The organism is Pseudooceanicola aestuariicola (assembly GCF_045763785.1).
In the GTDB taxonomy this organism is placed as follows: domain Bacteria; phylum Pseudomonadota; class Alphaproteobacteria; order Rhodobacterales; family Rhodobacteraceae; genus Pseudooceanicola.
In genome coordinates this window covers 523,045-544,046 of sequence record NZ_JBJGSF010000002.1, presented here as the reverse complement: position 1 = coordinate 544,046, position 21,002 = coordinate 523,045, and the positions used below count along the sequence as shown (strand labels likewise).

The window sequence follows — 21,002 nt, the reverse complement described above, 5'->3', positions numbered from 1 at the left end:
TTTCAAACCGTCTCCGGAAGCTCCGGTGCGGCGGCAATCAATTCGCGGGTGTAGGGATGCTGCGGATTGGCGAAGACCTGTTCGGTTAGCCCCTGCTCAACAATCTCTCCAGCTTTCATCACCAGACAGCGGTCGGTGATGACGCGCACGACGCTCAGGTCGTGGCTAATGAACAAGTAGCTCAGCCCGAACTTTGCCGAGAGGTCAGCCAGCAAGTCCAAAATCTGCGCCCGCACCTGCACGTCGAGCGCCGAGACCGCCTCGTCCAGCAGGATTAGATCAGGTTTGATGATCAGCGCACGGGCGATCGCGATCCGCTGACGCTGCCCGCCGGAAAACTCGTGGATGTACTTGTACCGGTCCGAACCTGACATCCCGACCGACACCAGCGCCTCTTCAATCGCGGCGTCACGGGCCTTGCCTGTCGGTGGTGTGTCGAGCAGGTGAAACGGTTCACAGATCAAACGGTCGACCCGGTGGCGTGGGTTGAACGACCCATAGGGGTCTTGGAACACCACCTGCATCCTGCGACGGACGTTTCGGTTGGGCTTATGGCCGGTAAAAACAGGCTCTCCGTCCAACAAAATTTCCCCGCCCTGCACCTCTTCGAGGCCCAGAATCGCCCTTGTTAGGGTCGATTTCCCGCAGCCGGACTCTCCGACCAGGCCTAGGCTTTCGCCCCGCTTTAGGTCGAATGACACACCGCGAACAGCCTCGAAACTCCCCGGGGATCCGAACAGGGTTTTGCGTGGCAGGCGATAGGCGCGCCGCACGTCTTGGACACGCAACAAAGGCTGATCTTCAGTCTGGACCGATCGGTCTGGGGTGTGGGTCGACGCTTTTAGCAAAGAGATCGAATAAGGATGCTGCAAGGCGCCGAAGATCGCAGGACAAGGGCCGCGTTCCACGACACGGCCCTTCTGCATAATGACAATTTCGTCCGCCATGTCTGCCACAACCGCAAGGTCATGAGAGATCATCAGCAGACCCATCCCATCCTCTTTCACCAGCCGTTTCAGCAGGTCGAGGATCTGGGCCTGAGTGGTCACGTCCAGCGCAGTCGTCGGCTCATCCGCGATCAGCAACTGAGGACGGAGCGCAATCGCCATTGCGATCACTACGCGCTGCCGTTGCCCGCCCGACAACTCATGCGGATAGCGGGTCAGTGGAAAGCGATCAGCCGGTAATTCGACCCTATTCAAGGCGTTTTCAGCCCGCTTCAGCGCCTCGGACCGACTGACGTTTTCGTGGATCAGGATGGTCTCCGCCACCTGATCGCCAATCGTGCGGATCGGATTCAGCGCGGTCATCGGCTCTTGGAACACCATGCCAACTTCGTTCCCGCGCAGCTTGCACAGCTCCGGCTCTGACAGGGCAAGCATATCGTGACCAGACAGTCTGACTGTCCCTGTCGCCGTCGATCCGTCTGGCAACAGCTGCATAGCGGTGAAGGCGGTCATGGACTTGCCGGACCCGGATTCTCCGATCACGCCGACGATCTGACCGGGATCGACTGAGAGTGTCACATCACGCAGGATCTGATGACGCCCGATATCCAGCGACAGGTTTTCGATCTGCAGAAGGCTCATGACCGGCCCCGCAATTTGGGATCGAACAGATCACGCAGCCCGTCGCCCATCAGGTTCAGCCCCAGAACCGTCAAAAGGATCGCAAGCCCCGGGAACAAGGCCATATGCGGTGCGAAGGAAATCATCGTCTGGCTTTCCGCCAGCATCCGCCCCCAAGACGGTGTGGGCGGCTGCGCACCAAGACCGACATAGGACAAACCGGCCTCGGCTAAGATACCCAGCGAAAACTGGATTGTTCCCTGCACAATCAACAGGTTCGTCACGTTGGGCAGAATGTGTTCAACCGAAATCCGCGTGGCCCCTTTGCCCGCGACCCGAGCCGCCAGAATGTAGTCACGCTGCCACAAAGACAGCGCACCGGACCGCGTCAGACGGGCAAAGACAGGGATGTTGAAAATGCCGATCGCGATGATCGCGTTGATGGCCGAGGGACCGAAAACAGCTGTAATCAGGATCGCGATCACCAGCGACGGGAAGGCAAAGACCAGATCGTTGGCGCGCATGATGACCTCGTCCAACAACGATCCCTTTTTCGCCGCCGCCCAAAGGCCCAAAGGCACGCCAAAGGCCATGCCGATCCCCACGGCGACCACGGCCACGGCAATCGACACCCGCGCGCCCACCATAATCATCGACAGGATATCCCGCCCGAAATGATCTGTGCCCAACAGGTTCCGGGCCGAGGGCGGCTTGATCTTGTTCGCGATGTCGATCCCGGTCACGTCGAAGGGCGTCCAAATGAACGACACCAAGGCCGCCAAGACGAACACCAAGGTCAGACAGGCCCCGATCACAAGGTTCCGCGACCGCAACGCGCGGCCCCAAAGCCGGACCGGCGCCGCAGCAGGGGGCAGTGTTTCCGTGCGCAAGTCCGTCATCGCGCGTGCCTCAACCTCGGGTCGACCAGCGCGTAGGCGAGATCGACAAGAAAGTTCACCAACACCACGGCAAACACCAACAGCATCACAACGGATTCCACGACGATCAGGTCGCGCGCCGAAATCGCCTGAAAGATCAACCGTCCAAGACCCGGCAGGTAAAACACGTTCTCAATGATGATCCCGCCCGCCAGAAGGAACGAAAATTGCAGGCCGATGATCGTCAGCACAGGGATCAGCGCATTGCGCAGCGCGTGCCGCCACAGGGCCTGCCGCTTGGACAGCCCCTTGGCCCGCGCTGTGCGCACGAAATCTTCGGACAGCGTATCAAGCAAGGAGGACCGCATAACCCGCGCCAAGATCGACGCCTGAGGCAAGGCCAAGGCGATGGCGGGCAGCGTCAGCGATTTCATCGATATCCAGAACCCTTCGTCCCAACCCGGGAAACCACCTGCCGAAAACCAGCGTAGATTGATGGCGAACACGACGACCATCAGCATCGCGAACCAGAAATTCGGAATGGCGACGCCCAGCTGGGTGATCCCCATTACGCCCACATCTACCGCAGACCCCCGGCGCGAGGCCGCCCAGATGCCCGCCGGAAAGGCGATCAAGGTCGACAACGTCAGCGCATAGATGGCCAAGGGAAGTGACACCCACAGCCGATCACCGATCATATCCGCCACCGGCGTGCGATAGGTGTAAGACGTGCCGAAATCACCGCTCAGCATACCGCCGACCCAAGATGCATATCGTGTCCAAAGCGACCCGTTCAGCCCAAGCTGATCACGCAGGGCGTTCAGCGTATCTTCTTGCGCGTTGACGCCCAGCATGAAGGCCGCGGGGTCGCCGGGCAGGATTTCGACCGCCAGAAAGATCACGACCGACGCGACGCAAAGGCTGATCGCCAAGGATAGCAATCTGGTCAGGGCATAGCGCACCATGCGTCAGGCCACCTGAAACTGTGATTTAGGGAAAGAACCACGCGCCCTTGGGCGCAGTGGGAAAGGCCCGCCGGACATCCGCGCACATTTGGCGCAGGCGATATCCGGCGGGCTGATCGTCATTCGGCCCAGTGGACCGCCGTCATATCGGCGGCTTGGGTCGGCGCATTTTCCCACAGACCTTCAACACCCGTCTTGGCGACCGTGATCAGCGGCAGCTGGAACAGGTAAGCGTTGACGTAATCTTCGGCGATGGTGGTCTGCGCTTGCTTGAACATCTCGGACCGCGCGTCGGGATCGGACTCCAGATTAATCTTTTCGATCAGCGCTTGGAATTCAGCGTTGTCGTACTGGAAGTAGTATTCGGGCCGGGCATAGATGTTGATGTCCAGCGGCTCCGTATGGCTGACGATGGTCAGGCCATAATCATACCCGCGGAAGGTCGATTCCAGCCATTGCGCCCATTCGACGTTCTCGATCTCGGCCTCGATACCCACCTGACGCAGTTGCGCGGCGATGATTTCCCCCCCACGACGGGCGTAGGACGGCGGCGGCAGCGTCATCTTGAGCTTCAGCGGCAGGGTTACGCCCGCTTCTTCCAGCAGCATCTTGGACTTTTCGGGATCAAAGTCGGACATTCCGGTCAGGTCGAGGTAATCAGGATGGTGCGGCGCAAAGTGCGTCCCGATGGGCGTTCCGTAACCAAACTGCGCACCGTCGATGATTTCCTGACGGTTGATCGCGTGCGCGATTGCCTCACGCACCTTCACGTTGTCCAGCGGCGCCTGCTTGTTGTTGATGGCAAGGATCGTCTCGCCCTCGGTCGAGCCAACCAGCACCTTAAAGCGCGGATCAGCGTCGAACTGCGGCAGGTTTTCCGGGGCCGGGAAGGCGGCGAAGACATCGACATCTTCGGCCATCATCGCGGCGAATGCGGCGGTCGGGTCGCTGATGAACTTGAAGGTCACTTCCTCAAGCATCGCAGGCTCACCCCAATACTCGGGGTTTTTCTTCAACTCGATCCGGTCGCCCTGAACCCAGTTGTCAAACATGAACGCACCGGTGCCGATAGGCGTGGTCTTGATGTTCTCGATCGACTCGGGCGCCACGATGACTGCATCGCCCCAAGCCATGTTGAACAGGAAGTTTCCGTCAGGGTTTTTCAGCGTCACGGTCACGGTCGTCGGATCCGTCGCTTCAACGCTTTCGATCCCGGCGAACAGCGCCTTTTGTGCGTTCACGCTATCTTCGGCCCGTGCACGGTCCAGCGAAAACACCACGTCCTCGGCATCCATCGTGGTGCCGTCATGGAACTTCACGCCTTCGGCCAGATGGAAGGTATAGGTCTTCCCGTCTTCGGAAATGTCCCAGCTGCGCGCCAGACCGGGGCCAACAGACCCGTCAGAGCCGAAGCGGGTCAGGCCTTCGAAAACGTTGGAATATACGACCGAGTCAATCGCCCCTGCCGCGGCGGACGTCGGATCAAGGTGCGGCGGTTCTAGCTGCTGGCCGACAGTGATGTCGGTCTGCTGCGCCAACGCCATCGTCGCGCTAAGCGCCAAGGCGGCGACACTGGTCATGGCAAAGGACGTGTAGGTCATCATATTCTCCCTGCTCCCCGGCTACGGGGTTTCAGGTGGTCCAAGAAGCGCAAGCAGGCTGAGGGCCATAACCTGCGCCGAGGCCACCATGTCATCTACACCGACATATTCATCCGGTTTGTGCGCAAGGTCCAGAATTCCGGGGCCATAAGCCACGCAATTTTTTAACTTTCCTATCCTGTCTATATGCTTCTGGTCATAAGTGCCCGGCGAAACAACGTAATCCGGGTCTTTTCCGAGTGTCTGACGAATCGCTTGGGTCACCGTCGTGACAACAGGCGCCCCCTTGTCCGTCATGGTTGGCAGGACGCGGTGCATCTCGCGGATGTCGTAGGAAAAACCGTCGCGGCCCGCCTTGACCCGCTCCAGCACGTCGTGGATTTCGGCCTGCACCTCGTAGATGTTTTCTTCGATCAGGAACCGTCGATCGATCACCATACGCGCACTATCCGGCACAACCGGACTGGGCAACCCGGTGCTGTCGCGCGGGATTTCTTCCTGACCGCCGTGCAGCGAATTGATGTTCAGCGTCGATTGGCGCGCGCCCGCAGGCACCACCGGCATATCCGTCCGCTTTTGCGCCAGTGCCGGGAACAGGGTCTGTTCCATCTCGTGCAGGACGGCTCCCATATGGCGCACAGCACAATCGCCAAGAAACGGCATCGATCCGTGCGCGATTTCCCCATGTGTTTCGATTTCAGCCCACCAGACACCCCGGTGACCCAGACAGATCCGGTCGACGTTCAGCGGTTCCGGGATGATGACATGATCGACACGTTTGAAATGCCCCTGTTCGGCCAGATAGGCGACGCCACCAAAGCCACCAGATTCCTCGTCAGCCGTACCGCTGATCTCGATCGCGCCCTGCCAATCCGGCACCACTGCCAGAAACGCCTCGGCCGCGATGATCGACGCGGCCAGCCCGCCCTTCATGTCGCACGCGCCGCGACCATATACCTTGCCGTCGATCAGTTCTCCGCCAAAAGGATCGGTGGTCCATCCCTTACCGACGTCCACCACATCGATGTGAGAATTAAAGTGCACGCATTCGCCGGGCCGCGCGCCTTCCCGTCGGGCGACGATATTCCAGCGCGGATAGGCGTCGCAGTCGCCGGGGGCCCCCTTGGCGCGGATCAGTTCCGTGTGAAAACCGGACCGCAAAAGCCGCCGATCAAGGTAATCGCAAATTTCGCGATAGTTCTCTCCGGGCGGGTTCAGCGTGGGGATTCGGATCAAATCCTGCGTCAGCGCGATCAGATCATCGCGGCGCGACTCGATCTCGGCGGCAATTGCCTGCTGAACGTCTGTCAAATCTTGGGCCATCTGCATGATGACAGATTGCCCAGACTGGACTACGGTCTCAATACCGTAGATCTACGGGGATAGCCTATGACCGACACAGACCAGATCGCCTTTGACCACGCCCCCATCGGCCTTGTCCTGACCGAGGCACGCACCATCAAGTCCTGCAATGAAACCTTCGCGCAGATGACAGGCCACAGCGTCAACAGCCTGATCGGGCAAAGCTTTCGCATGTTCTACGACAGCGACCGCGCCTTTCGGGACACTCGCGACATTGGGCTGACGGCTCTGACCTCGGGCGAAACCTACACCGACGAAAGGCTTTTGCGCCACGCCAGCGGACGCGGCATCCTTGTCCGCTTCCACGCGCGCACCCTGACACCGACCGATCCGTTGGACCGGCTGGTGATGTCTTTCAGCCTTCTGGGACAGGACACGCCGCATCACACGCTGACGCCGCGCGAACGCACTGTCATCGCCGGATTGTCAAAGGGACAGACCAGTAAGGAAATCGCCCGCGACCTTGGTCTGTCACCCAGAACCATCGAAGATGTGCGCGCCAGATTGCTGCACAGATTCAAAGCTCGTACCGCGGCCGAGCTGCTTTCAAGGCTCAACGGCCCGGCATTCTGATCACTTTTCATGTCTGGTTTATCAAACCGTGAAAAAGACATCGGCAATACATTGAAAAGCCGGGCAATTCGTGCATCTGTCATCTCTTGAGCCAGGAGCATGCCCATGAAAGCCGAAGCCCCGGCCGGTCAGATCGACAGGCTGAAGGATTTGTACGACCTGCACGTTCTGGACACCGATCCGGAAGACAAGTTTGAAGACGTCGTCAAACTTGCGTCGCAGATTTGCGGCATGCCGATTTCGCTGGTCTCGCTGGTCAGCGACGACCGCCAGTGGTTCAAGGCCAGCGTCGGCATGGAGGCGCCCGAAACGCCGATCGAACAGGCGATCTGTGCCCATGCCATTCTGGAAGACGACTTTCTGGAAATCACCGACACCCGTGTCGACAGTCGGACGCACGACAACCCGCTGGTCACCGGGCCGGACAACCTGAGGTTTTACGCGGGCGCGGTCCTGCGCACATCCCGCGGCAATCCCATCGGAACGCTGTGCGTATTGGACACCAAGCCCAATGAATTGACCGAACTGCAGCGGGAAACCCTGCGCGTTCTGGCGCGTCAGGTCATGGCCCAACTGGAATTGCGCCGCGCCCTGCGCGAGGCCGAAGTGCTGCGGCGAGAGGTCGATCACCGCGTCAAGAACTCGCTTCAGTCCGTATCGGCGATGACGCGGATGCAGGCACGGTCGGTCAAATCAGAAGAAGCCCGCGAAGCGCTGGACCTGACCCGCCGCCGGATCGAAACGGTCGCTCTTTTGCACCAACAGCTTTATTCAGCACAGGACGGCAACCACGTCGCCGTCGATGATTTCCTGCCGCGCGTCGCGCAACTGCTACAGAATTCCGTCCCCGATCGTATCAGCATTGATTGCAAAGTGGATCAGGTGACACTGACCGCCGCTCATGCGGCGGCATTAGGCGTAATCGTCAACGAATTCACCGCGAACTCTGTCAAACACGGGTTCGGCGAAGACCAGTCCGGCACGATCAGTTTTGATCTGCACCGCGAAGCGCCCGATCTCGCCATTCTGACCTGTCAGGACACGGGCACCGGGCTGTCCGACACGAAACCCGCGACGCCGGGCATGGGCCTGCGGATTATCGACGCCTCCGCCCATCAACTGGGCGGAAGCTCTCAGATCGAATCCACCGGCGAAGGACTGCGGGTCACGATCCGTATACCGCTGGACCCGGCCGCCGATGCAACAATATCAGACCAGCGTGTCGCAAGCCGTGCGAATGGCTGAGATATTGGCGCCGTAAGGTGCAGGGTCCGAAACCGACCCGCCCTTAAACACGGCAGATCCTGCCACCAACACATCGGCACCCGCCTCTTTCATCGCGGGCGCTGTGTTCGGGTCCATGCCGCCATCAATCTCGATGTGAATTGGCCGGTCCCCGATCGCAGCGCGCAGCTGGCGCACCTTACCGGTCATGTCGATGTATTTCTGCCCGCCGAACCCGGGGTTCACGGTCATCACGCAAATCAGATCGACAAGGTCGAGCACCTCGGCGACGGCGGACGCCGGCGTGCCCGGGTTCAGCGCGACACCAGCTTTCATCCCCGCCCCCCGGATCGCTTGCAGCGTCCGGTGAATATGCGGCCCGGCCTCGACGTGCGCCGTCAGAATATCGGCACCTGCATCCGCGAAAGCATCGATATACGGATCGACGGGTGCGATCATCAGATGCACGTCCATCACGGTCTTGATGTGCTTGCGGATCGCCTTCACCAGCGGCGGCCCGAACGTCAGGTTCGGCACGAAATGCCCGTCCATGACATCCACGTGGATCCAATCGGCACCCTGCGCTTCGACTGCCTCGATCTCGGCCCCGAAATTCGCAAAATCCGCCGCCAGGATAGAGGGCGCAATCTTAAGAGAACGATCAAAAGCCATCGCGAGGCTCCTCTTCATCTTTCCAAAAATACTCTCGCCGAAGGCATCGGTCGCGCCAGCGACTGACCTCAGCCGTGCAGCTCGGCGATCCGGTCGACCTCTTCCGACGATCCGAACACGAACGGGCGACGCTCATGCAATTCCTCGGCGGTCAAATCCATGATCGGCTTCACACCATCCGTCGCCTTGCCACCTGCCTGTTCGACAAGGAACGCCATGGGCGCCACTTCGTAAACCATACGCAGGCGTCCGTTTTCATATCCCTGCCGCGCGTCAGACGGATACAGGAACGTACCGCCCCGCGTCAGGATGCGATGCGTTTCAGCCACCAAGGACCCTACCCAGCGAAAGTTCATGTCTTTGCCCTTGGAGCCGTCCTTGCCGCGCTCATTCTCTTCGACATAGGCAAGCACCGGCTGCGTCCAATGCCGCCGGTTCGACGCGTTGATCGAAAACTCTTTCGCCGCCTCGGGCAGTTTCATCGCCTTTTCCACCGGAACGAACTCGCCAGTCTCGGGCTCCAGCACGAACAGCATCGTGCCACTGCCAAACGTAATCGCCATCAGTGTCTGCGGCCCGTAGGCAATGTATCCCGCACAAATCTGGTCCCGCGCAGGGCGCAGGAAGCTGGCGCTTGCATCATCCGCCGCCTCAAAAATCGAAAAGATCGTGCCGATAGTGACGTTCACGTCGATGTTCGACGACCCGTCCAATGGGTCCGTAGCCAAGGCATAGCGGCCCCCGTCATCCAGCGTCAGAACTTCTTCCTGCTCTTCCGAGGCGTAGTATTTGACGCCCGTGCCCTTCAGCGCGGCTTCAAACATCTCGTCCGCCATGACGTCCAGTGCCTTTTGCTGGTCGCCGTCGCTGTTTTCACCGACGCCCGCGCCGAGTTTGCCGGCCAGTGGCCCGCGCGCGATGATGCCGGACAAGCGGATGCTGGTCGCGCAAAGCGCATGGATCATGGGGCGCATGTCTTCGGGGATAAGGCTGGGATCGATCGCGGGCATGGGCATCTCCGTCTGTATAAAGCGCTTATGCCCGATCCGACGGCGGTGCAAAACCCGAAACAGCGGCGCAAACGGAAAGGCCCGGGGGTTTTGCACCCCCGGACCCCTGCAGGATATTTTTCTGACCAAAGAAGATCAGGAATTAAGCCAGAGACTGGCCGCCATCCGCAATGATCAACTGACCGTTCACATAGCCCGACAAAGGTGAGGCGAGCCAAAGGGCCGTCCCCGCGATTTCATCGACGGTCCCCATGCGGCGCAGCGGGTTGGCGTTATTGATCCGCTCGATCCGATCGGGGTCTTCCCAAAGCGCGCGGGCGAAATCGGTTTTGATCAGCCCCGGCCCGATCGCGTTGACGCGAATGTTTTTCGGACCCCATTCAAGCGCGAGGGCACGCGCCACGGCAGCATCCGCCGCTTTGGTGACGCCATAAGCGCCCAAGGTGGTCGAGCCTTTGATGGCCGCCACAGAAGAAATGATGACGACAGAGCCGCCACCGTTTTCGGCCATCTGCGGCAGCACCATTTTGCACATCGAGTTGATCGTGCGCACATTGGTGATCAGCATCTTGTCGAACACTGCGTCGTCGAGGTCCTGCATCGGACCATAGACCGGATTGATCGCGGCATTCGGCACCAGCACATCGATGCGACCCCACTCGCGGATCGTCGTATCGACAAGGTTTTGCAGATCGTCGGGATTGCCGATGTGGCAGGGGACGACCAACGCCTCCCCGCCCTTGGCACGGATCGCTTCGGCCACTGGTTCACAGGCTTCGCGCTTGCGCGATGAGACGACGACCTTGGCGCCAGCCTCGGCGAACATCTCGGCCATCGCGCGGCCAATCCCGCGCGATGAGCCTGTGATCAGCACGACCTTGTCCTTCAGGTTCAGAAGGTCGGTCATGGGATCAGTTCCGGTAAGGCTTCAGTTCCAGCTTAGCGACCGTTTCGCGGTGCACCTCGTCCGGGCCGTCGACCAGACGCATGGTCCGGGCGTTGGCAAAGGACGCGGCAAGGCTGAAGTCTTGGCTGACGCCGCCACCGCCGTGCACCTGCATCGCACGGTCAACAACGCGCTGCACCATGTTCGCCGCGACAACCTTGATCATCGCGATTTCCTTGCGCGCGACTTTGTTGCCGACGGTGTCCATCATGTAGGCGGCGTGCAGAACCAGCAGACGCGCCTGTTCGATTTCCATGCGGCTTTCGGCAATCCAATGCTTGGTCACGCCCATGTCGGCGATCCGCTTACCAAAGGACGTCCGGTGCATGGCGCGTTCGCACATCATCTCAAGTGCGCGTTCCGCCTGCCCGACCGAACGCATCGCGTGGTGGATGCGGCCAGGCCCAAGCCGGCCTTGGGCGATTTCGAACCCGCGGCCTTCGCCAAGCAGGATGTTCGACACCGGCACGCGCACGTCTTTGTATTCGACCTCGGCGTGGCCATGCGGCGCGTGGTCATACCCGATCACGGTCAGCGGGCGGATCACCTTCACACCGGGGGTGTCGAAAGGAACAAGAATCATCGACTGCTGCTTGTGCGTTTCGGCGTCCGGATCGGTTTTGCCCATCAGGATCGCGATCTTGCAGCGCGGGTCCATCGCACCCGAGGACCACCACTTGCGGCCGTTGATGACGTATTCGTCGCCTTCACGAACAATACGCGTCTCGATGTTGGTCGCGTCAGACGACGCCACCGCAGGTTCAGTCATCGCAAAGCACGACCGGATTTCGCCGTCCAGCAGCGGCTGCAGCCATGTCTTCTTATGCTCGTCCGTACCGTACATGAAGATCGTCTCCATGTTGCCGGTGTCGGGCGCGGAACAGTTGAAAGGCTCGGACCCGATGGAAGACCGGCCCATGATTTCACACAGCGTGCCGTATTCCAGCTGGGTCAGGCCTGCGCCTTTGTAGCCACCGGCTTCATGGGTCAGGAACATGTTCCACAAACCCGATTCCCGGCCCTTTGCCTTCAGCTCTTCCATGATTGGAACGGGCTGCCAGCGGTCGCCTTCGGCCACTTGCTCTTTGTAGATTTTCTCTGCCGGATAGACGTGATCGTCCATGAACTTCAGCAGCGTTTCGCGCATTTTCTTGGCGCGATCGGAAATCGGGAAATGATCGTACATTCGGGGTCCTCCTCCTCGTTGGCGGTAATGGACACCCCTTTGCGATCCATGTCAACATGCGGAAGAACATTCCGTAAAGCGGAATATTGACCGCATCAATCCGCCCGGTAGTATGCGCGAAATTCGGATCGCCGTCGGGAGGAGCAGATCATGACCCAGTCACAAACCATCGGTGTAGACCGTCTTACGCCCAAAACGATCGAAGGCGAAGAGCTGTTGAGCTTTGGCCCGCGCATGGTCGAAAACGCGGCCCGCATGGGCGAAAAACCCTGTGTGATCGACGAGACCCGCACGATCAGCTGGGCGGAATTCGGTGACCTGATTGCCCGCATCGCTGGCCGTTTGCAGGACATGGGGATTGGCCCCGGAACCATGGTTGCATCGCTTGCCGAGAACTCTGCCATGAACACCGCGCTATATGCGGGCGTCGTCTATGCAGGCGCTTGCATGGTCCCGCTGCCTTTCTCGGCCACCGAAGACGCACTGATCAAAGAACGCGCCGATTGCGGTGCAACCCTGCTGTTCACCACGCAAAAATACTGGGATGTGGCCAGCCGCCTTGGCGCGGACGAATTGATCGACTTGGCCAAGCTGGAAGACTGGGTCGGCGACGCGCCCGCAATCGATCCGGTACCCGTAAAAAAAGACGATCTGTTCGATATGATTTATTCCAGCGGGACGACCGGAACGCCCAAGGGAATCGTGCACGACCATCTGTTCCGCGCGCGCCAATTTTCCCGTACGGCATCGTATGGTCTGGAGGAGGATGGCGTTCTGATGCTGTCCACGCCCCTTTATTCCAACACTACACTGGTTGCCGCCATCGCCGGTCTGGTGCGCGGCGCGACACTGGTGTCGATGGCCAAGTTCAACACGATTGACTTCCTGACGCTTAGCGAAAAGCACCGCGCAACCCACGCCATGCTGGTGCCGGTGCAATACATGCGCCTGATGGACGAGCCGCGGTTCGACGAATTCGATCTCTCGTCGTACCAATGCAAAATGTCGACCTCTGCCCCTCTGCCCGGGGTTGTGATCGAAAAGGTGATGAAACGCTGGCCCGGCAACATCATGGAATTCTACGGCATGACCGAAGGCGGGCCCGCCACCGTTCTGGATTGCGCCGCCCATCCGGACAAATGGGACACCGTCGGTCAGCCCCAGCCCGGCGCTGACATGCGCGTCATCGACGAGGACGGGAACGAATTGCCCTACGGCGCATACGGCGAAGTGGTCGGCCGCTCAGGGTCGATGATGCCCGGCTATCACAACAACCCCGACAAAACGCGCGAAGCCACATGGGTGTCCCCGGACGGAGAGCATTTCGTACGGACCGGTGACATGGGCCGTTTCGACGAAGACGGTTTCCTGCACCTGCTGGATCGCAAGAAAGACATGATCATTTCCGGTGGCTTCAACATCTACGCCGCCGATCTGGAGGCCGTCCTGCGCAAACATCCCGACGTGTCGGACGTGGCCGTCATCGCCATCCCGTCGCGCGACTGGGGCGAGACCCCGTTGGCGCTTGTCGTGCCCGCCAGCAAAGACGCGGATGCAGAAGCGATCCGCACTTGGACCAACGACCAGCTGGGCAAAACGCAGCGCGTGTCCGCCGTTGAATTCCGCGACGACCTGCCCCGGTCCGAGATCGGCAAGATCCTCAAGCGGGAGCTGCGCGAACCCTACTGGGACGGTCAAGCCACCTAATCCGCATTGCGGAATCGAATTCCAATTTTGTTGATTGCGCCGGAAAGCTGTGTAATCGTTTCCGTCAGGGAGAGGACATATCGTGAGATTTGAAGGAAAAGTCGCCATCGTCACCGGTGCGGGCAGCGGCATTGGCCGTGCCACCGCACGTCGTTTCGCGAACGAAGGGGCACGCGTCTGCCTTGTTGACGTGAACGAAGCCGGGCTGACCGACAGCCTGCCAGACGGCGATCACATGACCATGGCCTGCGACGTCTCGGACGAAGCGCAGGTCGAAGCTGTCGTCAAAGCCGTCATGGACAAATGGGGCCGCATCGATGCGGTTGCCAACAATGCGGGTATCGCCTGTTCCAAAGAACCGATCACCGACAACCCGATGGACGTCTGGACCAAGGTGCTGGGCGTCAACCTCATCGGCGTGGCGCATTTCATCAAACATGCGGGCCGGGTCATGTGCGATCAAGGCTCGGGGGCTATCGTCAACACGGCCTCGGTCGCGGGCATCCGGTCCGGCGCAGGCGGCAACGCTTACTCGGCCTCCAAAGCGGGGGTCATCAACCTGACCCAGACCGCCGCCTGTGACCTTGGCGGGTTCGGCGTCCGCGTCAACGCAGTCTGCCCCGGCCTGATCGAAACGGGCATGACCAAACCGATCTTCGACATCGCCCGCGACAAGGGCAAAGAGGAAAAGCTGGGCTCTCGCTGTGAACTGCGTCGCTATGGCCGCCCGGAAGAAATCGCCGCGGCGATCTGTTTCCTCGCCTCGGACGATGCCTCCTACATCACCGGGCAGGCCCTGCCTGTGGATGGTGGCAACACCGCATCGCTGAACCTGCCGGGCATGAAGGTCTGAACCGTCCAATGACTGACCTGCACTTCAAGAACTGGCCCCCCGGACTACCGCACCACATCGATGTGCCTGCGCAAAGCGTGGCGCAAAACCTGATGGATACCGCCGCCCGCCTGCCGGACAAGGTCGCCATCCACTACTACGGCGCGCAAATCACCTATGGCGCGCTGATGGATCAGGTTGACCGCATCGCCGGCTGGCTGCAGGCCCAAGGGGTCAAGAGGGGCGACCGCGTGCTGCTCTATATGCAGAACGCGCCGCAGTGGATCATCGGCTACTACGCGATTCTGCGCGCCGATGCCGCCGTGATCCCGGTCAACCCGATGAACCGTCAGGCCGAGTTGGAGCATCTGGCCCGCGATACCGGCGCCCGCGTCGCCATCGCCGGGTCCGAGTTGGTCGACTACATCCAGTCCTTGGTCACCGACGGCCTGCTGGATCACGTCTTGGCTGCGGCCTATGCGGACATGGCCGACCCGACCAGCGACATCCGCCTGCCGGACGCGCTGGCAAGCCTATCCGACACCGACGTCGAAGGCCCCGGCGTGACCCGCTGGCGCGATGCTGAACAGCAGAACAACACGCCCCAGCCGCATCAGGCGACGGTCGAGGATCTGGCTGTCATCCCCTATTCTTCTGGCACCACGGGCAATCCCAAGGGCTGCACCCATCGCCACCGGTCCGTGCAGGCGACGATCCACGCATATGTCTATTGGTCGCCCTTCACCCAAGACGAAATCCTGCTGGCAGTCCTGCCCTATTTCCACGTCACGGGCATGCAAAACTCGATGAACGCGCCGCTTCAGGCAGGCTCGACCATCGTGCTGATGACCCGCTGGGATCGCGACACCGCCGCCCGGCTGATCGCGCGCCACAAAGTCACGATGTTCCGATCCATCACGACCATGGTCATCGACATCCTGAACGCGCCGAATTTCGACGACTATGACCTGTCATCGCTGACCTCGATGGGCGGCGGCGGCGCGGCCATGCCCGAAGCGATCGCCGCCAAGCTGAAGGACCGGATCGGCTTGGATTTCGTCGAAGGTTACGGCCTGTCGGAAACCATCGCGGCCACGCATATCAACCCCAACCACGCCCCCAAGATGCAATGCCTCGGCATCCCCCTCTTTGACGTGGACGCGCGCGTTCTGGACGTGGAAACCGGCGAAGAACTGGGCCCCAATCAGGCCGGTGAAATCGTGATGAACGGCCCACAGGTTTTTGAAGGCTACTGGCAAAACGAAGAAGCGACGAAAGCTGCCTTCATGACGCTGGATGGCAAATCATTCTTCCGCACCGGGGACATCGGATATTTTGACGAAGGCGGTTATTTCTTCATGACCGACCGCGTCAAACGCATGATCAACGCCAGCGGCTTCAAGGTCTGGCCGGCCGAGGTCGAGGCGCTGATGCACCACCATCCTGATATTGCCGAAGCCTGCGTCATCGGCGCGCCCGACCCGCGTCGCGGCGAAACGGTGAAGGCCGTGATCGTGCCGCGTCAGGGCGCGACCCTTTCAGAAGAAGACGTGATCGCTTGGTGCCACGATACGATGGCCGCCTATAAATGCCCCCGTCTGATCGAATTCACCGACGCTTTGCCCAAGTCTGGGTCAGGCAAGGTTCAATGGCGCGAACTGGCCGAAGCCGAAGCGCGTAAGACACAAGGTCAGACCGGAACGTAAAAGACCGGATTTCGCAGTTGCTTCCGCACTGCGGAAATAAATATACTTATCCGAAGCGGAGGATAACGGTGCGTAAAAGAGCGACAGACAACGCGGCGGATGCCAGCGAAAAATCCGACGGTGACCGTCAGTTCGTCACGGCGCTGCACCGTGGCCTTGAAATCCTGCGCGCCTTCCGGCCATCGGACAAAGCCGGGCTTGGCAACTCTGAACTGGCGGAACGCACGGGCCTTCCGAACTCGACCGTGTCGCGGCTGACCTTCACGCTGCTGAAATCCGGGTATCTGGTCTATGATGACGGCACCGGACGCTACCGTATGGGCGTGCCGGTCCTGTCCTTGGGCTACGCCTGCCTTGCTGGAATGCAGGTGCGCGAAACGGCACAGGTCTACATGCAGGAACTGGCCGACAAGGCCGGGGATGGTGTTCTGGTCGCACTTGGCGGGCGGGACGACATGTCGATGACCTACCTCGCTGCCGCCCGGTCCAAGGGCGTGATCTCGCTGCAGCTCTCTGTTGGCTCTCGTATCTCCCTCGCCCGCTCGGCGATCGGTCAGGCGTACATCGCCGGCACCACCGATGCCGAACGTGCCGAGATCGTCGATCGTATCCGCACCCGTTACGAACCTGACCGCGTGAACGAAGTTCTCGAAGGTCTGGATGAGGCGCGCGAACAGGTGGCCAAGAAGGGGTTCTATACCATGATCGGCGGCTGGCAGCGGGACGTGAACGCCGTCGCCGTACCTTATCGCAGCCAACAGCCCGACACGCCCATGCTGGCCTTTAACCTTGGCGGATACAGCTTCGCCCTGCCCAAGGAACGTCTGGAAAATGATCTGGGCCCGCAGCTTGTCGAACTGGTCCATATGGTGAACCGCGTCGGCTATTAAGTCCCAGCTTCATCTTTCAGAAAATACTCCCGCCGGAGGCATCCGGCGAGAGCCACACTCGTAGCGCCGGCCCTTAGGGCACCAACGCGATCTTCCCGACCGCTCCACGGTTCATCACCCGCGTCAGAACATCCGCCGCATCGGCCAAAGGATACCGCCCTTCGATCAGCGGCTTAACCTTGCCGTCGGTGTACCAGCCGAACAGTTCCTTCATGTTGGCGACGTAAGCGGCCGGATCGCGACGCGTCCAGTTGCCCCAGAAAACACCCACGACCGAATATTCCTTGACCAGCGTCAGGTTCACCGGAAGCTGCGGGATCTCCCCACTGGCAAAACCAATGACCAGCAAACGACCGTCCGGCGCCATAAAGCGCGATGCAGCCTTAAACGCATCGCCACCGACGGAATCATAGACGACATCCGCGCCCTTGCCGCCCGTCAGCGCCTTCACCTCGTCCTTGAGGTTGTCGTAGCCGATGACGTGATCCGCCCCCTGCTCTTTCGCGATCTGCTTTTTCTCGTCCGAGGAACAAACCGCGATGACATTCGCGCCCATGACCTTACCGATCTGAATGGCCGCTGTGCCGGTTGCCCCAGCCGCGCCAAAGATGACAAACGTTTCGCCCGGCTGGATATTCGCCCGTTGCTTCAGCGCGTGATGCGACGTGCCCCAGGCGATGATCATTGCGCAGGCATCTGCCGCATCCATCCCGTCGGGCAAGGCAAAACACGTGGCCTCACTCGCCAGCGCCTTCTCTGCGTATCCGCCCGAACAATAGGTGACGACCCGGTCGCCCACGTTGAACCGCGACACTCCATCGCCAACAGCAATGATCTCACCCGCGACCTCGCTGCCGGGAGTGAACGGACGCTCTGGTTTGACCTGATACAGTCCCTGCACCGTCAAACCATCGGGATAGTTCACGCCTGCGGCTTCGGTCCGGATCAGCACCTGGCCATTGCCGGGGGTGGGGTCTTCGACCTCTTTGTATTTCAGGTCCGACAGCGGACCGAATTCTTCACAAACAATTGCTTTCATCTGTTCCTCCCTTTGTCGCACTGATGTGCGGCTTTGCCCATTCGTATCAACTCCACAGCGCTAGGCCATTGAATTCAGGCATATTTCACAAAAAACTTCGTCATTTCCGCCATGCAAAACTATATATTCCGTCAGGCGGATAAACGCTGCGGAATATTTGCGGAATTTACTTCCACTGCATAGATCGGACAGCTAAGTTTTCGCAACAAAACGGGAGGAGTCGCCATGAAAGGCATGATGATGCACCAGCCACTGCTGGTGTCGGAAATTCTCGAATTCGGCGCAGGGGCATACCCGCGGTGTGAAATCGTATCGGTGCGAACCGAAGGCGACGTCCACCGCGAAACCTACGTCGAATTCCGCGACCGCACGGTTCAGCTGGCCCACGGCCTGCGCGAAAAACTGGGGATCGAACTGGGCGACCGCGTCGCCACGCTGGCTTGGAACGGCTACCGCCATATGGAGCTGTATTACGCCATCTCGGGCATCGGGGCGGTCTGCCACACGATCAACCCGCGCCTGTCGGCCGAACAGTTCATCTATATCGTCAGCCATGCCGAAGATAAGGTCCTGTTCCTTGACACGACCTTCATCCCGATCATCGACGCGGTCAAAGACCACCTGCCCAAAGACCTGAAGTTCGTCATCATGACGGATCGGGAACATATGCCCGACACCTCGTTCGACGCGATGTGCTATGAAGAGCTGCTCGAAGGTCAGTCGACCGAAATCGAATGGCCGATCTTTGACGAAAACACTGCCTGCGGCCTGTGCTACACCTCGGGCACGACAGGCAACCCGAAGGGCGCGCTGTATTCCCACCGTTCGACCGTGTTGCACGCCATGATGATGTCGGTGATGCAGACCACGACCTTCAACGAAGGCCTGTCGGTTCTGCCGGTTGTGCCACTGTTCCACGTGAACGCATGGGGCCTGCCCTATTCCGCGCTTCTGTCCGGCATGAACATGGTGATGCCCGGCGCCGCACTGGACGGACCCAGCCTGTTCAAGCTGATGGACGACGAAAAGGTCTTCTCGGCCTGGGGCGTTCCGACGATCTGGCAGGGCCTGATGGCCGAGATCAAGAAGCAGGGCCGCAAGCCCGAGGGCTTTGGCGACGTGGTCATCGGCGGCTCTGCCGCGCCGCGCTCGATGATCGAAGGTTTTGAAAAAATGGACGTCTCTGTCGGCCACGCATGGGGCATGACGGAAATGTCGCCCGTCGGCACCCATGGCATCATGCCCAAGTGGATGGACGACGAACCCTTTGAGACCCGGATAGACTATAAATCCAAACAGGGTCGCCGCTGCTTTGGCGTCGAACTGAAGATCGTCGACGAAGATGGCAATCGTATGCCGCACGACGGCAAATCGATTGGTGAGCTGTACGTGCGCGGCAACACCGTCGTCGCCGGCTACTTCAAAAACGAAGAAGCCACGGCGAAGGCACTGGACGCGGACGGATGGTTCGGCACGGGCGACGTGGCCAGCATCGACGAAAATGGCTTCATGACCATTCAGGACCGCGCCAAAGACCTGATCAAATCGGGCGGTGAATGGATTTCGTCGATCGATCTGGAAAACATGGCCATGGCGCATCCTGCCATCGCTCAGGCCGCGGCGATCGGCGTCAAACACCCCAAGTGGGACGAGCGTCCGATCCTTGTTGCCGTGCTGGAAGAAGGCGCGGACAAGCCCACGCTGGAAGAGGTCAACGAACACCTGTCGTCCGAATTCGCGAAATGGCAGCTGCCCGACGATATCGTCTGGGTCGATGCGATCCCGCTGACGGCGACGGGCAAGTTCTCCAAGTTGAACCTGCGCAAGGTGCTTGAGGATTATCAGCATCCGGAACTGCGCGAATCCGCGTGATCCCGCTGTAACCCATCAAGGGGCGTCCGAACCGGGCGCCCCTTTTTGCTGCGCGCAAGCCCGGTGCTGCGTTTGACAAATCCGCCGCTTTGACATCATCACCGCCTATGCGCGCGATATCCCCACTTCATGCTGTTCTGGTTGTTCTGGCCATGGCCTGTATCGTGCTTGGGGACACCGGCGGCAAACACCTGACGAGCCAAGGGATCAGCCCCTATTTCGCCGCTTGGGGACGGTTCGCACTGGCCGCCGTGGCACTGGCGCCTTTCGCCCGGATCACCCGCGCCGACCTGCCCGCCTTTACCGACCGCAGAGTTCTGGTGCGCACGGCCCTGATCGTCGCGGGCATCGCGTCAATCCTGACGGCGTTGAGAACGGAACCGATTGCCAATGTCTTCGGGGCCTTCTTCGTCGGGCCGGTCGTTGCCTATTTCGGATCAGCAATCTTGTTGAAGGAACGTGTCACGCCAACCCGCGCCATCCTACTTCTGATCGGGTTCTTGGGCGTTCTACTGGTGGTGAAACCCGGGTTTGGCATGTCTTCTGGCATGGGTTTCGCCCTGATGGCGGGCTGTTTTTACGGCAGCTACCTGATCGCCACTCGACTGGTGGCAGGCGTCTACCGCCCTAGATTGCTGCTGTTTTCACAACTGGCCGTGGGCGCGGTGGTCCTGACGCCCTTTGCGATCCTCAACTGGCCGCAAGAGGTGCCGCCCCTGTTCACAGCCGCCTTTGTCCTGTCGGCAGGTGGATCGGCCTTGGGCAATTACCTGCTGCTGATTGCCAGCCGCAGCCTGCCCGCAAACGTCGTGGCACCGCTGGTCTATTCGCAAATCCTTTGGGCGATGGTCATCGGCTGGGCGGTATTCGGTGACTGGCCAGACGGGCTGGCCTTTGTCGGGCTGGCGATCATTCTGGCGTCGGGACTGTTCGGACTACGGCTGGCGCTGAAGGGGCGGTAATAGGGGGCG

18 protein-coding genes are annotated in these 21,002 nt (G+C 60.3%); 8 read left to right on the top strand and 10 right to left on the bottom strand.

Annotated elements, in window-relative coordinates; all coding sequences use genetic code 11:
• Positions 1 to 2: 2 nt before the first annotated feature.
• From ACI3GR_RS10555 to ACI3GR_RS10535, 5 genes are all read right to left on the bottom strand, one after another.
• Positions 3 to 1,589, bottom strand: a complete 1,587-nt coding sequence (locus ACI3GR_RS10555) for an ABC transporter ATP-binding protein (RefSeq protein ID WP_407494356.1) — start codon at positions 1,587 to 1,589, stop codon at positions 3 to 5.
• On the bottom strand, positions 1,586 to 2,467 hold the full coding sequence (locus ACI3GR_RS10550) for an ABC transporter permease (RefSeq protein ID WP_407494354.1): 882 nt from the start codon (positions 2,465 to 2,467) through the stop codon (positions 1,586 to 1,588). The genes ACI3GR_RS10555 and ACI3GR_RS10550 overlap by 4 nt, the downstream gene beginning before the upstream one ends.
• Positions 2,464 to 3,411, bottom strand: coding sequence for an ABC transporter permease (locus ACI3GR_RS10545; protein ID WP_407494352.1), 948 nt, complete (start codon positions 3,409 to 3,411; stop codon positions 2,464 to 2,466). Before ACI3GR_RS10545 ends, ACI3GR_RS10550 begins: the two co-directional genes overlap by 4 nt.
• 119 nt (positions 3,412 to 3,530) lie before the next feature.
• On the bottom strand, positions 3,531 to 5,012 hold the full coding sequence (locus ACI3GR_RS10540) for an ABC transporter substrate-binding protein (protein WP_407494350.1): 1,482 nt from the start codon (positions 5,010 to 5,012) through the stop codon (positions 3,531 to 3,533).
• 21 nt (positions 5,013 to 5,033) lie between these two features.
• Positions 5,034 to 6,341 (bottom strand): acetylornithine deacetylase/succinyl-diaminopimelate desuccinylase family protein, encoded by a 1,308-nt coding sequence (locus ACI3GR_RS10535; protein ID WP_407494348.1) that lies wholly within the window; start codon positions 6,339 to 6,341, stop codon positions 5,034 to 5,036.
• Positions 6,342 to 6,401: 60 nt separating this feature from the next.
• Between ACI3GR_RS10535 and ACI3GR_RS10530 the strand changes: the two genes are divergently transcribed.
• Positions 6,402 to 6,947 carry a LuxR C-terminal-related transcriptional regulator gene (locus tag ACI3GR_RS10530; RefSeq protein WP_407494346.1) on the top strand — a complete coding sequence of 182 codons (546 nt, stop codon included), beginning with the start codon at positions 6,402 to 6,404 and terminating at the stop codon, positions 6,945 to 6,947.
• Between the two features lie 105 nt (positions 6,948 to 7,052).
• The gene (locus tag ACI3GR_RS10525) at positions 7,053 to 8,192 is read left to right on the top strand and encodes a histidine kinase dimerization/phosphoacceptor domain -containing protein (RefSeq protein ID WP_407494344.1); all 1,140 of its coding nucleotides are present in this window, start codon (positions 7,053 to 7,055) and stop codon (positions 8,190 to 8,192) included.
• Here ACI3GR_RS10525 and rpe read toward each other — a convergent pair.
• The 4 genes from rpe to ACI3GR_RS10505 all read right to left on the bottom strand — a co-directional run bounded on the left by rpe (position 8,157) and on the right by ACI3GR_RS10505 (position 11,985).
• Positions 8,157 to 8,843, bottom strand: coding sequence for a ribulose-phosphate 3-epimerase (gene rpe / locus ACI3GR_RS10520; protein WP_407494342.1), 687 nt, complete (start codon positions 8,841 to 8,843; stop codon positions 8,157 to 8,159). The two genes, ACI3GR_RS10525 and rpe, sit on opposite strands and share 36 nt — an antisense overlap.
• Positions 8,844 to 8,911: 68 nt before the next feature.
• Entirely contained in the window at positions 8,912 to 9,859 is a 948-nt protein-coding gene (locus ACI3GR_RS10515) for a class 1 fructose-bisphosphatase (RefSeq protein WP_407494340.1), read from the bottom strand.
• Positions 9,860 to 9,995: 136 nt separating this feature from the next.
• Entirely contained in the window at positions 9,996 to 10,760 is a 765-nt protein-coding gene (locus ACI3GR_RS10510) for an SDR family NAD(P)-dependent oxidoreductase (protein ID WP_407494338.1), read from the bottom strand.
• Between the two features lie 4 nt (positions 10,761 to 10,764).
• A complete protein-coding gene (locus tag ACI3GR_RS10505) occupies positions 10,765 to 11,985 on the bottom strand; it encodes an acyl-CoA dehydrogenase family protein (protein ID WP_407494336.1) in 1,221 nt (406 codons plus the stop codon).
• A gap of 150 nt (positions 11,986 to 12,135) precedes the next feature.
• Here ACI3GR_RS10505 and ACI3GR_RS10500 point away from each other — a divergent pair, with 150 nt between their 5' ends.
• From ACI3GR_RS10500 to ACI3GR_RS10485, 4 genes are all read left to right on the top strand, one after another.
• The gene (locus ACI3GR_RS10500) at positions 12,136 to 13,692 is read left to right on the top strand and encodes a class I adenylate-forming enzyme family protein (RefSeq protein ID WP_407494334.1); all 1,557 of its coding nucleotides are present in this window, start codon (positions 12,136 to 12,138) and stop codon (positions 13,690 to 13,692) included.
• 82 nt (positions 13,693 to 13,774) lie between these two features.
• The gene (locus ACI3GR_RS10495; RefSeq protein WP_407494332.1) at positions 13,775 to 14,545 is read left to right on the top strand and encodes an SDR family NAD(P)-dependent oxidoreductase; all 771 of its coding nucleotides are present in this window, start codon (positions 13,775 to 13,777) and stop codon (positions 14,543 to 14,545) included.
• 8 nt (positions 14,546 to 14,553) lie between these two features.
• Positions 14,554 to 16,230, top strand: coding sequence for a long-chain-fatty-acid--CoA ligase (locus ACI3GR_RS10490; protein WP_407494330.1), 1,677 nt, complete (start codon positions 14,554 to 14,556; stop codon positions 16,228 to 16,230).
• 68 nt (positions 16,231 to 16,298) lie between these two features.
• Complete coding sequence (locus ACI3GR_RS10485) at positions 16,299 to 17,120, top strand: IclR family transcriptional regulator (RefSeq protein WP_407494328.1); 822 nt, start codon at positions 16,299 to 16,301, stop codon at positions 17,118 to 17,120.
• A gap of 73 nt (positions 17,121 to 17,193) precedes the next feature.
• Here the strand turns inward: ACI3GR_RS10485 and ACI3GR_RS10480 are convergent, their stop codons facing one another.
• Positions 17,194 to 18,159 carry an NADPH:quinone oxidoreductase family protein gene (locus ACI3GR_RS10480; protein WP_407494326.1) on the bottom strand — a complete coding sequence of 322 codons (966 nt, stop codon included), beginning with the start codon at positions 18,157 to 18,159 and terminating at the stop codon, positions 17,194 to 17,196.
• A 225-nt stretch (positions 18,160 to 18,384) separates the two neighbouring features.
• Here ACI3GR_RS10480 and ACI3GR_RS10475 point away from each other — a divergent pair, with 225 nt between their 5' ends.
• Entirely contained in the window at positions 18,385 to 20,031 is a 1,647-nt protein-coding gene (locus ACI3GR_RS10475; RefSeq protein WP_407494324.1) for a long-chain fatty acid--CoA ligase, read from the top strand.
• 107 nt (positions 20,032 to 20,138) lie between these two features.
• Complete coding sequence (locus tag ACI3GR_RS10470) at positions 20,139 to 20,993, top strand: DMT family transporter (RefSeq protein ID WP_407494322.1); 855 nt, start codon at positions 20,139 to 20,141, stop codon at positions 20,991 to 20,993.
• The last annotated feature ends 9 nt before the right edge of the window (positions 20,994 to 21,002 follow it).

Bases quoted from the DNA above. Each gene is read 5' to 3' on its own strand.
- ACI3GR_RS10555 (WP_407494356.1), bottom strand. From the start codon at position 1,589: ATGAGCCTTCTGCAGATCGAAAACCTGTCGCTGGATATCGGGCGTCAT.
- ACI3GR_RS10550 (WP_407494354.1), bottom strand. From the start codon at position 2,467: ATGACGGACTTGCGCACGGAAACACTGCCCCCTGCTGCGGCGCCGGTC.
- ACI3GR_RS10545 (WP_407494352.1), bottom strand. From the start codon at position 3,411: ATGGTGCGCTATGCCCTGACCAGATTGCTATCCTTGGCGATCAGCCTT.
- ACI3GR_RS10540 (WP_407494350.1), bottom strand. From the start codon at position 5,012: ATGACCTACACGTCCTTTGCCATGACCAGTGTCGCCGCCTTGGCGCTT.
- ACI3GR_RS10535 (WP_407494348.1), bottom strand. From the start codon at position 6,341: ATGCAGATGGCCCAAGATTTGACAGACGTTCAGCAGGCAATTGCCGCC.
- ACI3GR_RS10530 (WP_407494346.1), top strand. From the start codon at position 6,402: ATGACCGACACAGACCAGATCGCCTTTGACCACGCCCCCATCGGCCTT.
- ACI3GR_RS10525 (WP_407494344.1), top strand. From the start codon at position 7,053: ATGAAAGCCGAAGCCCCGGCCGGTCAGATCGACAGGCTGAAGGATTTG.
- rpe (WP_407494342.1), bottom strand. From the start codon at position 8,843: ATGGCTTTTGATCGTTCTCTTAAGATTGCGCCCTCTATCCTGGCGGCG.
- ACI3GR_RS10515 (WP_407494340.1), bottom strand. From the start codon at position 9,859: ATGCCCATGCCCGCGATCGATCCCAGCCTTATCCCCGAAGACATGCGC.
- ACI3GR_RS10510 (WP_407494338.1), bottom strand. From the start codon at position 10,760: ATGACCGACCTTCTGAACCTGAAGGACAAGGTCGTGCTGATCACAGGC.
- ACI3GR_RS10505 (WP_407494336.1), bottom strand. From the start codon at position 11,985: ATGTACGATCATTTCCCGATTTCCGATCGCGCCAAGAAAATGCGCGAA.
- ACI3GR_RS10500 (WP_407494334.1), top strand. From the start codon at position 12,136: ATGACCCAGTCACAAACCATCGGTGTAGACCGTCTTACGCCCAAAACG.
- ACI3GR_RS10490 (WP_407494330.1), top strand. From the start codon at position 14,554: ATGACTGACCTGCACTTCAAGAACTGGCCCCCCGGACTACCGCACCAC.
- ACI3GR_RS10480 (WP_407494326.1), bottom strand. From the start codon at position 18,159: ATGAAAGCAATTGTTTGTGAAGAATTCGGTCCGCTGTCGGACCTGAAA.
- ACI3GR_RS10475 (WP_407494324.1), top strand. From the start codon at position 18,385: ATGAAAGGCATGATGATGCACCAGCCACTGCTGGTGTCGGAAATTCTC.
- ACI3GR_RS10470 (WP_407494322.1), top strand. From the start codon at position 20,139: ATGCGCGCGATATCCCCACTTCATGCTGTTCTGGTTGTTCTGGCCATG.